This window comes from Actinomycetospora lemnae, assembly GCF_028737315.1.
Lineage (GTDB): Bacteria > Actinomycetota > Actinomycetes > Mycobacteriales > Pseudonocardiaceae > Actinomycetospora > Actinomycetospora lemnae.
The window spans coordinates 1-12,090 of sequence record NZ_JAQZAO010000013.1; the positions used below are offsets into that span (position 1 = coordinate 1).

The 12,090-nt window shown below is 74.2% G+C and carries 13 protein-coding genes; 7 read left to right on the plus strand and 6 right to left on the minus strand.

The features are described from left to right. Window positions 1-175: 175 nt before the first annotated feature. The 3 genes from PGB27_RS24145 to PGB27_RS24155 all read right to left on the minus strand — a co-directional run bounded on the left by PGB27_RS24145 (window position 176) and on the right by PGB27_RS24155 (window position 2,230). Window positions 176-1,030, minus strand: a complete 855-nt coding sequence (locus PGB27_RS24145; protein ID WP_274202981.1) for an NAD(P)-dependent oxidoreductase — start codon at window positions 1,028-1,030, stop codon at window positions 176-178. Window positions 1,031-1,038: 8 nt separating this feature from the next. Beyond that, complete coding sequence (locus PGB27_RS24150) at window positions 1,039-1,620, minus strand: peroxidase-related enzyme (RefSeq protein ID WP_274202982.1); 582 nt, start codon at window positions 1,618-1,620, stop codon at window positions 1,039-1,041. Between the two features lie 115 nt (window positions 1,621-1,735). Then, complete coding sequence (locus PGB27_RS24155; RefSeq protein ID WP_274202983.1) at window positions 1,736-2,230, minus strand: hypothetical protein; 495 nt, start codon at window positions 2,228-2,230, stop codon at window positions 1,736-1,738. Between the two features lie 144 nt (window positions 2,231-2,374). On the opposite strand from PGB27_RS24155, the gene PGB27_RS24160 reads away from it, so the two are divergent. From PGB27_RS24160 to PGB27_RS24180, 5 genes are all read left to right on the plus strand, one after another. Continuing rightward, a complete protein-coding gene (locus PGB27_RS24160) occupies window positions 2,375-2,713 on the plus strand; it encodes a DUF3024 domain-containing protein (protein WP_274202984.1) in 339 nt (112 codons plus the stop codon). Window positions 2,714-2,723: 10 nt separating this feature from the next. Further along, window positions 2,724-3,341 carry an NUDIX hydrolase gene (locus tag PGB27_RS24165; protein WP_274202985.1) on the plus strand — a complete coding sequence of 206 codons (618 nt, stop codon included), beginning with the start codon at window positions 2,724-2,726 and terminating at the stop codon, window positions 3,339-3,341. 130 nt (window positions 3,342-3,471) lie between these two features. Beyond that, window positions 3,472-5,037: an asparagine synthase (glutamine-hydrolyzing) gene (asnB, locus tag PGB27_RS24170; RefSeq protein ID WP_274202986.1), complete on the plus strand. Its 1,566-nt coding sequence runs from the start codon at window positions 3,472-3,474 to the stop codon at window positions 5,035-5,037. A 97-nt stretch (window positions 5,038-5,134) separates the two neighbouring features. Further along, the gene (locus PGB27_RS24175; protein ID WP_274202987.1) at window positions 5,135-5,965 is read left to right on the plus strand and encodes an aldo/keto reductase; all 831 of its coding nucleotides are present in this window, start codon (window positions 5,135-5,137) and stop codon (window positions 5,963-5,965) included. A gap of 184 nt (window positions 5,966-6,149) precedes the next feature. Beyond that, the gene (locus tag PGB27_RS24180; protein WP_274202988.1) at window positions 6,150-6,818 is read left to right on the plus strand and encodes a TenA family protein; all 669 of its coding nucleotides are present in this window, start codon (window positions 6,150-6,152) and stop codon (window positions 6,816-6,818) included. On the opposite strand, the gene PGB27_RS24185 is transcribed toward PGB27_RS24180, so the two are convergent. Next, window positions 6,815-7,198 carry an HNH endonuclease gene (locus PGB27_RS24185; RefSeq protein WP_274202989.1) on the minus strand — a complete coding sequence of 128 codons (384 nt, stop codon included), beginning with the start codon at window positions 7,196-7,198 and terminating at the stop codon, window positions 6,815-6,817. The genes PGB27_RS24180 and PGB27_RS24185 overlap by 4 nt on opposite strands. Before the next feature lie 107 nt (window positions 7,199-7,305). On the opposite strand from PGB27_RS24185, the gene PGB27_RS24190 reads away from it, so the two are divergent. Together PGB27_RS24190 and PGB27_RS24195 are read left to right on the plus strand one after the other, a co-directional pair. Continuing rightward, on the plus strand, window positions 7,306-7,839 hold the full coding sequence (locus PGB27_RS24190) for a hypothetical protein (protein ID WP_274202990.1): 534 nt from the start codon (window positions 7,306-7,308) through the stop codon (window positions 7,837-7,839). 61 nt (window positions 7,840-7,900) lie between these two features. Next, window positions 7,901-9,589 carry a glycoside hydrolase family 13 protein gene (locus PGB27_RS24195; RefSeq protein WP_408630116.1) on the plus strand — a complete coding sequence of 563 codons (1,689 nt, stop codon included), beginning with the start codon at window positions 7,901-7,903 and terminating at the stop codon, window positions 9,587-9,589. Window positions 9,590-9,592: 3 nt separating this feature from the next. Here the strand turns inward: PGB27_RS24195 and PGB27_RS24200 are convergent, their stop codons facing one another. Together PGB27_RS24200 and PGB27_RS24205 are read right to left on the minus strand one after the other, a co-directional pair. After that, on the minus strand, window positions 9,593-10,885 hold the full coding sequence (locus tag PGB27_RS24200) for a DUF4032 domain-containing protein (RefSeq protein ID WP_274202991.1): 1,293 nt from the start codon (window positions 10,883-10,885) through the stop codon (window positions 9,593-9,595). Further along, complete coding sequence (locus PGB27_RS24205) at window positions 10,882-11,946, minus strand: LacI family DNA-binding transcriptional regulator (RefSeq protein ID WP_274202992.1); 1,065 nt, start codon at window positions 11,944-11,946, stop codon at window positions 10,882-10,884. The genes PGB27_RS24200 and PGB27_RS24205 overlap by 4 nt, the downstream gene beginning before the upstream one ends. Between the last annotated feature and the right edge of the window lie 144 nt (window positions 11,947-12,090).

Sequence of the window (12,090 nt, forward strand, 5' to 3'; positions counted from 1 at the left end):
GTGTTCTGGCAGGGCGACCGCCTCACCGTGCTCATCGACGACACCGTCGCCGCCAGCCTTACCCTCGACCGCACCATCCGCTACCAGCGGACCACCAACCTGTCTCCGATGCGCTGAGACAGACCTGCGCCAGATGTGCTGAGACACCACAAAGTGCTGGAGCACTTCTTCCTGCTCACCTGTACGCGTGCACCACGGCCGACATGTCCTCGCTGCCGTGGCCGGCGTCGGAGGCCACGCCGAGACGGTCGCGCACGGCGGTCGCGAGCGTGGCGTCCACGCCGGCCTCGCGCAGGGCCTCGTGGATGAGGTCGGTGTCCTTGATGACGCCGTCGAGCTCGAACGAGGGCGTGTAGTCGCCGTCGATCATCGCCTTGCCCTTGAGCTGCACGTACGGCGCGTCGAGCGCCCCGCCACCGACGGCGTCGAGGAACTGCTGCGGGTCGAGGCCCAGTCCGCGGGCCAGCGCGATCGACTGCGCCACGCCGTTGACCACCACGCCGATCCAGGCGTTGACGGCGAGCTTCAACCGGCTGGAGTCGCCGATCGTCTCGCCGACCCACTGCGTGCGTGATCCGATGGCGTCGAACACCGGCTGCACCTTCTCGCGCAGCGACGACGGCCCCGACGCGAGCACCACGAGCTGACCGTTCTCGGCGGGCGCCTTGGTGCCGAGCACCGGGACGTCGAGGTAGTCGACGCCCGCGTCGCGGGCCAGGGCGGCGAGGCGGTCGGTGCCCTCGATGCCCACCGTGCTGGTCTGCACCCACACCGCGCCGTCGCGCATCCGGCCGAGCACCGGCTCCATGGTCTGCGCCACCGCGTCGGTGTCGAAGAGCATGGTGATGACGACGTCCGCGTCCGCGACGGCCTCGGCGGCGGTGTCGGCGACGCGTGCGCCGGCGTCGGCGAGGGGCTTCGCCTTCTCGGTGCTGCGGTTCCAGACCGTGACGTCGTGGCCCTCGCGGAGCAGGCTGCGCGCCATCCCCGCGCCCATGATCCCGGTGCCGAGGACTGCTGTGGAGGTCATGTCGCGGCCTACCCCCGCGCCTCGCGGCCCATGCCGAAGAACTCCGCGTTGGGCTTGAGCGCGGTGAGGTGGGCGAGGCGGTTGGACATGGCGAACAGGGCGGTGATCGCCCCGACGTCCCAGATCTCCTCGTCGGTCAGGCCGGCGTCGCGGGCGGCGTCGAGGTCGTCCTCGGACAGCGACGCCGAGTCCAGCGCGAGGGCGAGCGCGAGGTCGACGACGGCGCGCCGGCGCGGATCGAGCTCCGCGCCGTAGGGGTTGATCCCGACGTGGTCGGCGAGCTCGGGCTCCTTGCTGCGGATGCGCAGGATCGCGCCGTGGGCGACGACGCAGTAGGTGCAGTGGTTGGCGCCGGAGGTCGCGACGATGACGAGCTCGCGCTCGGCCTTCGACAGCGGTGACTCCCGCTCCATGAGCGCGTCGTGGTAGTCGAGGAACGCGCGCAGCTCGGCGGGCCGGTGGCCGAGCGCGCGGAAGATGTTGGGCACGAACCCCGAGCGCTCGGCGATCGCGCCGACGCGCTCACGCAGGTCGTCGGGGAGGTCGTCGAGCTCGACGACGGGGAAGCGGCTCACGGGGTCGGTCGTCACCCGCCGCACGCTAGGACCGGGCGGTCGACGCGGCCAGGGGTGGTGGCCCGAGGAGCGAGGGACGCCCCCGGCGCATCGGACGCAGGGAGGGACGCCCTCGCTCCCCCACGCGCGCTCAGCCCGGCGGGCGGAAGGTGATGCCGCAGCGCTGCTGCGTGACCTCCTGGATGCGCGCGACCGCGGGCCCCGCCTCGCGCTGCAGGCGCTCGAGCTCGGCGCGGTCGATGCGCGTGGGGTCGCCGCCGGTCCCGGCCAGCGAGGCCAGCGCCTGGTCGGTGAGGGCCTGGACGGTGCGCCACTCCGCGGCGATCTCGGGCGGGGCGGTGGCGACGAGGTCCGCGACCTGGCGCCGGGCGGCGTCCGACGACGGCGCCACCCCACCGGCGCCCGCGCCCGGGGCCGCCTGCTCGGTCTGCACGCGCGTGACGGCGTCGCAGTAGGGCTGCACCGCCGGATCGGGCGTGGCCGGCGCGGCGGAGGACGGGGCGACGGCCGCACCCGGCGCGCCCGGGGCCGGGGATCCGCCGCAGGCCGCGACGCCCAGCGCGAGCCCGAGCCCCGCCACCGTGCCGACCACCACGCGGCCCACCCGGGAAACCACTGCCGCCACCGAGCCACCTCTCCTCACGCTGCCCGCCCGCATGCTGGCAGGCGCGCGCGCCCGCCCCCGGACCGGGTGGTGAGCACACCCCGACGGGACGGGCGTGGTGCGGGGCACTCCCGGCCCACGGGGCGCACGTGTCACAGTGAGACCGTGGAGGTCGCCGACGAACACCGCGCGCTCGTGCGCCAGTGGTGTGCCCGCCGCGTGCCCGAGGACCAGCGCGAGCAGATGCGCATCTCCTACACCGAGCGCGCCGGACGCATCACGATCTCGGCCCGTCGCGCGCCGGTGTTCCCCGAGCTCGGCACCGGCTGGACCACCGAGCCCCTCGCTCAGCTGCGCCTGCTGCCCGACGAGGAGCGCTGGATCCTGCTCTGGCCCGACTCCAGCGGACGCTGGCACCGCTACCCCGACGAGTCGAAGGCGAGCTCGCCGGCCCCGCTGCTCGACATCGTCGACGCCGACCCGACGGGCATCTTCTGGGGATGAGCCCCGCCCGATGAGCCCCGCCTCCGCGGACGAGGTCGCCGCGCGCGTGCGCACGCACGACCACGACGACCGCCGTGCCGTCGACCGGCCCGACCTGCGGGCCGCGGCCGTCGCCGTCGTCGTCCTCGACGACCCGGACCGCGGACCCGGCGTGCTGCTCACGCGCCGCACCTCGCGGCTGCGCGACCACCCCGGCCAGTTCGCCCTGCCCGGCGGCTCGGTCGACCCGGGCGAGGACGTCGTCACCGCCGCGCGCCGCGAGCTCGACGAGGAGATCGGCCTGCGCCTCGACCCCGGCACCGTGCTCGGCCTGCTCGACGACTACCCGACGCGCTCGGGCTTCGTGATCACGCCGGTGGTGATGGCCGCCGCCGGGGCCGTCGCCGACCTGCGGCCCTCGCCCGACGAGGTCAGCGAGCTCTTCCACATCACCCTCGATGAGCTCGACGTGGAGCCGCGCTACCTCGCGATCGACGAGTCGCCGCGGCCGGTCGTGCAGATGCCGCTGGTGGGCCACTTCATCCACGCCCCGACGGCCGCGGTGCTCCTGCAGTTCCGCGAGGTGGCGCTCCACGGACGCACCACGCGCGTCGACGGGCTGGAACAGCCGGTGTTCGCCTGGCGTTGAGTGTCGCGCATGTGAGGGATCGTTAAAGAGCGGTGACACAGGCGACGGTTTGGTGCGCGTCCGCGCGTCCGATGGTTGTCTGGAATGTGCTCTACGGCCCGACCGTGGTCCAGTCGAGAACACTGAGGATGTGGGACGCACCGTGTGCGGAATCGTCGCGGCGTACGGAACGATCGATCCTGACAAGTGCGAGCGGATGCTCGCCCGCATCCACCACCGGGGGCCGGACGACACCGGCCGGGTGCAGCTGGAGAACGCGTGGCTCGGTCACCAGCGTCTCTCGATCATGGACGTCACGGGCGGCAAGCAGCCCATCGCCGACGACACCGACTCGGCCTTCGTGGTCGGCAACGGCGAGATCTACAACCACGAGGACATCCGCGACGTCCTCTCCGAGGTCCGCTTCGCGACCGACTCCGACACCGAGTCGGCGTTCCGCCTGGTCCTGCGCGACGGCTCGGCGGCCCTGCACGAGGTGCGCGGCATGTTCGCCCTCGCGATGGCCCACACCGACGGCCGCGGCGCCGTCGCCCGCGACCCGATCGGCATCAAGCCGCTGTACTGGGCGCGCCTCGACGGCGTGACGATCTTCGCCAGCGAGCTGCGGGCGTTCGACCCCGAGGACCAGCCCTTCGTCGAGGCCTTCCCGCCCGGGCACGTCTGGACGCCGGGCGTCGCCGGTGACGTCGCCGAGGGCGCGATGGTCCGCTTCGCCGACGCGGTGCCGGTCGAGGTCCGCCCCGCGCGCCTCGCGCCGGACAAGCAGTGGACCGAGGAGGACCTCGGCCACATCCGCGACGTGCTCTCGGACTCGATCCGCCGCCACATGATGAGCGACGTCCCCGTGGGCGTCTTCCTCTCCGGCGGGCTCGACTCCGCCATCGTCGCCGCCGTGGCGGTCAAGGTCGCCGAGGAGAAGGGCGAGCGGCTCCCGACCTTCGCGGTCGGCACCGAGGGCTCCGCCGACCTGCTCGCCGCCCGCGCGGTCGCCGAGTACCTCGGCACCGACCACCACGAGATCGTGCCGACGGCCGACGACCTCGAGTCCGCGCTCGACGAGGCCGTCACGGTGATCGAGCACTTCGACCCGGCGCTGGTGCGCTCGGCGGTGCCGAACCTGCTGCTCGCCCGCGAGGCGGTCAAGCACGTCAAGGTCGTGCTCACCGGCGAGGGCGCCGACGAGCTGTTCGCCGGCTACGAGTACGTCCACAGCGAGGAGTTCTCGACGCCGGACACGCTGCAGGCCGAGCTCGTGCGCTCGATCGAGATGCTCCACGAGCTGAACCTGCAGCGCTGCGACCGCGCGACGATGAACTACGGGCTCGAGGCGCGGGTGCCGTTCCTCGACGCCACCGTCATGCGCGAGATGCTGGCGCTGCCCGCCGAGTGGAAGCTCAAGATCCACGACCGCGTCGAGAAGCAGCTGCTGCGCGAGGCGTTCGACGGGATGGTGCCCTACGACATCGTCTGGCGCGGCAAGGAGCAGTTCGGCGACGGCTCCGGCGCCAAGGACGTGCTCTCCGCGCTCGTCGAGAAGGAGAAGGCCAAGGAGGGCGCGCAGGACGCGGAGCCCCCGACGGTCGAGCACGGCTGGGCGCTGCGCAGCGACGAGGAGATCGCGTACTACAGGACCTGGCACCGGTCGTTCGCCGGCGTGCGCCCGGACCGCACCCTGGGGGCGTTCGCCACGGCGTAGTCGTGCCGCTCGGTGATGCCCGCTCCGCGCGTCGCGGGGCGGGCATCACCGCCCGTCCGGTGGTTGAGTCCCGGACCACCGGGGGTATCCGCCGTCCATGAGCGATGTCCCCGGTATCGAGCTGAACAACGGCGCGACCATTCCCCAGCTGGGGTTCGGTGTGTTCCAGATCGACCCGTCGGACACGGCGGACACCGTGCAGCAGGCGTTCGACGCCGGCTACCGGCACATCGACACCGCCCAGATGTACGGCAACGAGGCCGAGGTCGGCGAGGCGATCGCGAAGTCGGGTCTGCCGCGCGACGAGCTGTGGATCACGACGAAGTGCAACAACTCGAACCACGGCTACGACGACGCGCAGCGCGCCCTCGACGAGAGCCTGCAGAAGCTGGGCCTCGACCGCGTGGACCTGTACCTCATCCACTGGCCGCTGCCCGGCAAGGACCTCTACGTCGAGACGTGGAAGGGCTTCGAGAAGGCGCACGCCGACGGCAAGGCGCGCACCATCGGCGTCTCGAACTTCCAGCCGCACCACCTCGACCGGCTCCTCGAGGAGACCGACACGGTGCCGGCGATCAACCAGATCGAGCTGCACCCGCACATGCAGCAGGCCGCGCTGCGCTCGTACCACGAGCGCCACGGCATCCGCACCGAGGCGTGGAGCCCGATCGGCCAGGGCAGGGGCTTGCTCGACGCCCCGGAGCTCGGCGAGATCGCCCAGGCGCACGGCAAGAGCCCGGCGCAGGTGGTGCTCCGCTGGCACATCCAGATCGGCAACATCATCTTCCCGAAGTCCGTCACGCCGGAGCGCATCCGGGAGAACATGGCGATCTTCGACTTCGAGCTGACGCACGAGGACATGCAGAAGATCGAGGGGATGGAGAAGGCCGAGCGCCTCGGCCCCGACCCCGACAAGTTCGACCGCTAGAGACGTGTCCCCGGTCGCCACCACCGTGGCCGGGATGCCCCGCGGCCCGGTCATCGGCGGAAGCCCCCGCCCGCCGATGCCCGGGCCGCGCCAATGTGCACGGACCCGTGCCAGCCTGGCGTCCACGCTGGCGTCAGACGCCAGGAAAGCCACCGGCTCGCAGCGGCGCGCGAAGGAGGGACCCATGGGCTTCGCCGACGAGCAGCGCGCGGCGACCGCGCGCACGTGGGACGCGGCCGTCGGCCACCGCTTCGTCGACGAGCTGTGGGCGGGCCGCGTCGACGACGCCGTCCTCGCGCGCTATCTCGCCCAGGACGCCCTGTTCCTCGACCGCTTCGTCGCGCTGCTCGGCGCGGCCGTCGCCTCGGCGGACCGCACGCCGCCGCGCCTGGCGATCGCCCGCCAGCTCGGCCTGGTCGCCGGCGACGAGGACGACTACTTCGGCCGCGCGCTGACCCGCCTCGGCGTGACGGCACCCGTCGACCCGCTGCCGCCGACGCAGGGGTTCCTCGAGCTCATGGACGACGCGCGCCGCTCCGGGTCGTACGCCGAGGTCCTCACCGTGCTCCTCGTCGCCGAGTGGCTCTACCTCGACTGGGCCTCACGCCCCGAGCCGTCGCCCCGCGACTGGCTGCACGCCGAGTGGATCGACCTGCACCGAGGCTCCGCGTTCCGGGCCTGGGTCGAGCTGTTGCGCGCCGAGACCGACCGCGTCGCCGCCGGCGCCGACGACGCCACCCGCGACCGCATGGCCGCGATGTTCAGCCGCGCCGTCGACCTCGAGCTCGCGTTCTTCGACGCGGCGTACCAGGACCAGGACCAGGACCAGGACCAGGACCAGGACCAGGACTAGGCCGCCGCGGGAAACCGCTTGCGCAGGCGTCGCCGCTGGGCGTCGAGGTGCGGGCGCGCCCGGCGCTGCCCGCCGCGCTCGGCGATCGCCGCCGCCAGGGACTCCAGCACCCGCTCGAGCCGCGCGGCGTCAGGCGACCACCCGCGCCGCTCGCACTCCTCGAGCCACTCCACCGCGCCGCGGTGCCCGCGCTCGCCGTTGCACCGGCCGCACGCGGCGACCTCGTTCTCCAGCCACGACGGGCCGCCCTTGACCTTGGGCACGACGTGGTCGGTCGTCGCCCCGACGGCCCCGGTCAGCGGGCGCGCGCACCACAGGCACGTGTCGCCGTCACGCTCCCGCGCGGCGACGAGCCGCTCGCGTCGCCCCGGCTGCCGCATCCCCTCCATGGTGCCACCGGATGCGGCGCCGAGTGGGGCATGTGCCGGGAGGGTGGGTGCCGACGGCGGAGTGTCGCGTCGCCGTTCCGGGCCTAGCGTCGGGCGTGATGACCACCAACGGCACCGTCCCCCGCCCGTCGTCCGTGAGCGGCCCGATCCTGAACGAGGCCGCGCGCCGCATGCTGCCCGTGATCGCCGGCCGGCTGCTGGCCGCGGTCGTCGACCGTGCCGTGGAGAAGGTCGACGACCTCGCCGACCGGCTCGGCGAGCGCAGCGGCACCTCCCCGCAGCGCGACGAGCCGTCCGGGTCGTCGGGCTCCTCGGCGTCGTCGGCGTCGTCCGGGCGTGCCGGCGCGGCCGGCGCGTTCCTCCTCGAGCAGGCCCGCCTCTTCCTCGCCTTCGTGGTGCGGATCGCCATGCAGGCGCTCGAGGCGCTGCGCCGGGCCACCGAGCAGCTGCGCGCCCGCCGCGCGCCGGAGGGCATCGACGAGGCCCCGTCGCCGGAGGAGGTCCTCGAGGACACCGACGAGGACACCGACGAGGACGACCTCGACGACGATGACGACCTCGACGACGAGTACGACGAGTACGACGAAGACGAGGACGAGGACGTCGAGGCGCGCGCCACGGCCGACGCCTGACCCGGCGGCCATCGGGCATCGTGGAGGGTGAGCCGTCCACGATCGATCCAGGAGTCGCCCGGTGGCCGACACGCCCTCCGACACGCCCGAGGACGCGCAGCGCAGCGGAGCCGGACCCGTCCCGTGGTGGCGCGAGGCCGTCATCTACCAGGTCTACATCCGCAGCTTCGCCGACGCCGACGGCGACGGGATCGGGGACATCGCCGGGATCCGCGAGAGGCTGCCCTACCTCGCCGACCTCGGGGTGGACGCGCTGTGGATCAACCCCTGGTACGCGTCGCCCCAGGCCGACGCGGGCTACGACGTCGCCGACTACCGGGCCATCGAGCCGGCCTACGGCACGGTCAGCGACGCCGAGAAGCTGATCGTCGACGCCCACGAACACGGGCTGCGGCTGATCCCGGACATCGTCCCCAACCACACCTCCGACCAGCACGCGTGGTTCCGGGCCGCGCTGGCCGACGAGCCGGGCGCGCGTGACCGCTACGTCTTCCGGGCCGGACGCGGTCCCGACGGCGCCGAGCCGCCCACCAACTGGCGGTCGCACTTCGGCGGGTCCGCGTGGACGCGCGTCGAGGACGGTTCCTGGTACCTGCACCTGTTCGACTCCGGCCAGCCGGACCTGAACTGGGCCAACCCGGAGGTCGCCGCGGAGTTCGAGTCCGTCCTGCGGTTCTGGTTCGACCGCGGCGTCGACGGTTTCCGCATCGACGTGGCGCACGGGCTGGTCAAGGACCCCGACCTGCCCGACCTCACCGACGCCGCCGACCAGCTCGGGCGCACCTACCCGCCCGGCGGGCACCCGTACGTCGACCGCGACGGCGTGCTCGAGATCTACGAGTCGTGGCGGCGCGTGGCCGACGAGTACCCCGGCGACCGCATGTTCGTCGCCGAGGCCTGGACGCCCGCCCCGGAGCGCCTGGCCCGCTACGTGGCCCCGGGCCGCCTGCACACGGCGTTCAACTTCGACTACCTCGTCGCGCCCTGGGACCCCACGGCGCTGCGCGAGACGATCGACACCACCACCGGCCGGCTGCGCGAGGTCGGCGCCTCGGCGACCTGGGTGCTGTCGAACCACGACGTCGTCCGCCACCCCAGCCGTTACGGCCGCCCCACCCTCGAGGCCGAGGAGGTCCCGACGTCCACGGTGGCCCGCGAGGACGACGGCACGGACGTCGCGCTGGGCACGCGCCGCGCCCGGGCCGCGCTGCTGCTCGAGGCCGCGCTGCCGGGCGGGATGTACGTCTACCAGGGCGAGGAGCTGGGGCTGCCCGAGGTCGAGGACATCCCCGAGGACGCCCTGCAGGATCCGACCTGGCGGCGCTCGGGCAACACCGTGCGCGGACGGGACGGCTGCCGCGTGCCGCTGCCGTGGTCGGCGACCGACGGCGCGTCGACCGGCTTCAGCCCCGACGGGGCCGCGCCGCCCTGGCTGCCCCAGCCCGCCGGTTGGGACGCCTACGCGGCCGACCGGCAGCAGGGCGACCCGGACTCGGTGCTCGAGCTCTACCGGACCGTGCTCCGTCTCCGGCACGCGGACCCGGCGCTCGGCGACGGGGAGATGGCGTGGGTGTCGGCACCCGGTGACGTGGTGCTGCACCTGCGCCGCGAGCCGGGCGTCGCGTGCGTCGTCAACCTGGGCAGCGAGGCCGTGGACCTGCCGCCGCACGACGAGGTCCTGCTCACCAGCGTGCCGCTCGAGGACGGGCGGCTGGGTGCGGACGCGGCGGTGTGGCTGCGGGTGTCCTGACCCTCACCACTCCGGGGGCACGTCCGGGACGGCCGGGTCCGCCTCGACGACGGGGATGTCCGAGGCCGTGTCGACGACGACCGAGCGCGCGGCGGAGTCGGCCGGCGCGCGCTCGGCCAGCGCCTCGAGCGCGCGGTCGGTGCCGACGTCGGCGCCGGCCTGCTCGGAGAGCAGCCAGCGGACCTCGAGCAGGTCGCAGTAGGCCTGCACGGCCGTGCCCACGTGGCGGACCGCGGCGTGGGCGCGGCGCATCCCCGGCGTCAGGACGTCGTGGAGCCAGCTCGCGATGGCCTGGTCCTCGGTGATCCGGCGCTCCGGGTGCTCGCGGGCGATGGCGCGCTGGTGGGCGCGCAGGTCGCCGAGCAGGATGCGCGCCTGGCCCTCACCCACCTGCAGGCCCGTGAGCTCCTGCAGGTAGCGGGCGTGGTGGGTGCGCTCGCCGACGGCCACGCGCAGCCGCACGAGCCCGCCCTCGGCGTCCTCGGCGGGCGCCAGGCTCACCTCGTCGACGACGTAGCCGAGGTCGTTGAGCTCGCGCACGGTGCCCTCGACGCGGTAGCGGTCGCCGAACGCGAACTGCGCCTGGCCGTGCAGCACGTCCCACAGCGCCTCGTAGCGCGCCGGGAGCCCCATGGCCTCCTCGATCAGCTGCGGCTCGATCTCGGGCGGGCGGCCCAGGCTCGCGGCCAGGTCGGTCATCCCCGCCGCGACGTTCTCGACGAGGATCTCCAGGTCCATCGCGCGCTGCCCGTCGGACAGCGAGGGGTGGACCTCGCTGGTCTCGGCGTCGACGAGCCACGCCTGGAACAGCTGCCCGTCGCGCGAGAACAGGGTGTTGGCGAGCGAGCAGTCGCCCCAGTAGACGCCGTGGCGGTGCAGCTCGACCAGCAGGCCGACCATGGCGTCGAAGAGCCGCGAGCGCTGTGCGGGGCGGTTCGGCGGCAGGCGCGCGATGAGCCGGCGGTACTGCCAGGAGCCGGTCAGGTAGCGCGTGAGCAGGATCGAGCAGTCGTGGTCGGGCTGGGTGACGAGCCCGGCGGGGCGCACGGCCGGCAGCCCGACGGCCTCGAGGTGGCGCAGGACGTCGAACTCGCGGCGCGCGGTCCGCGGCGGCAGCTCCTTGAGCGCCCACAGCGTCCCGTCGACCTCGACGAACCGCACGAGGTGGCGGCTCGGCCCGACCGGCAGCTCGCGCAGGGGCACGGTGTCGGCGTCCCACGTCGCGAGGGGCCGCTCCCACGGCAGGGCGATGAGGCCGGGTGTGGGGGCGCGCAGGCGCAGGTCGGGTGCGGTCATCGGGGGGCTCCCGGGGGCGAGGTCGTCCCGCGCAGCACGAGACGGGTGGGCAGGAGCTCGGCCGGCGGCAGCCCGTCCGCGAGCTCCCCGCGCAGGGCCGCCACGACCAGCTCGCCGGCGCGGCGGCCCTGGGCGCGGACGGGCTGGGCGACGGTGGTGAGGTCGGTGAGCGCGGCCAGGGGGTGGTCGTCGACGCCGATCACCGACAGGTCCTCGGGCACCCGCAGCCCCGCGCGGCGCAGCGTGCGGATCGCGCCGAGGGCGGTCTCGTCGTCGTGGGCGAACACGGCCGTCGGCGGGGAGCGCAGCCCCAGCAGGCGCGCCATGCCGTCGGCTCCGCCCTCGCCGCCCCAGGGCACGGTGACGACGAGCTCGTCGTCGGGCGCGATCCCGGCGTCGCCGAGGGCGGCGCGCCAGGCGGAGGTCCGCCCGTCGGGTTCCGGGGCGAGGCATCCGACGTCCTTGCCCGACGGTCCGGCTCCGCTGCGCTGCGTGTCCCCCACGGCGATCATGCCGATGCGCCGGTGCCCGAGGTGGACGAGGTGGTCCATCGCCTGCCGGCCGGCGACGTGGTCGTCGATGCCCACCGACGGGTACGACGCGACGCGACCGCCCGCGGCCACGACGTCGACGCCCAGCGACGCCAGACGGGCGTGCTCGAGCTCGTCGACGGCGAACGCGAGCACCACCACGGCGTCCACCTTGCGCCGCGCCGGCAGCCGCGCGAAGAACGCGGCGCGCTCCTCGGGGCCGCCGACGCGGAAGATCACGAGGTCGAGGTCGGCCGCCCGCAGCGCCGCCTCGAGGCCCTCGAGCAGCTCCCCGAAGAACCAGCGCGACGGGTGCGGCACGAGCACCGCGACGCGCCCGGTCGGCCCGCCGGCGAGGCGCGTGGCCTCCGGCGAGGCCACGTAGTCGAGCGCCTCGGCGGCCTCGCGGACCCGGGCGCGGGTGGCCGCGGCGACGTGCGGGTGGTCGCCGAGGGCGCGGGACGCGGTGGCCGTCGAGACGCCGGCGCGGCGGGCGACGTCGTCGAGGGTGACGCGCGGGGGGCCGGGCACGGGCGTGGGCGGCCTCGTCCCCCGCGTGTCCCCGGTCACAGCCGTGCAGCATGGCACCGACCCGCAAGCGCTTCCAGAGTCGTTCGGACGATCAGGGCCGTGGGAGGCAGGCAACTGCCCCAGATGTCCCACAGCGACCTCGCG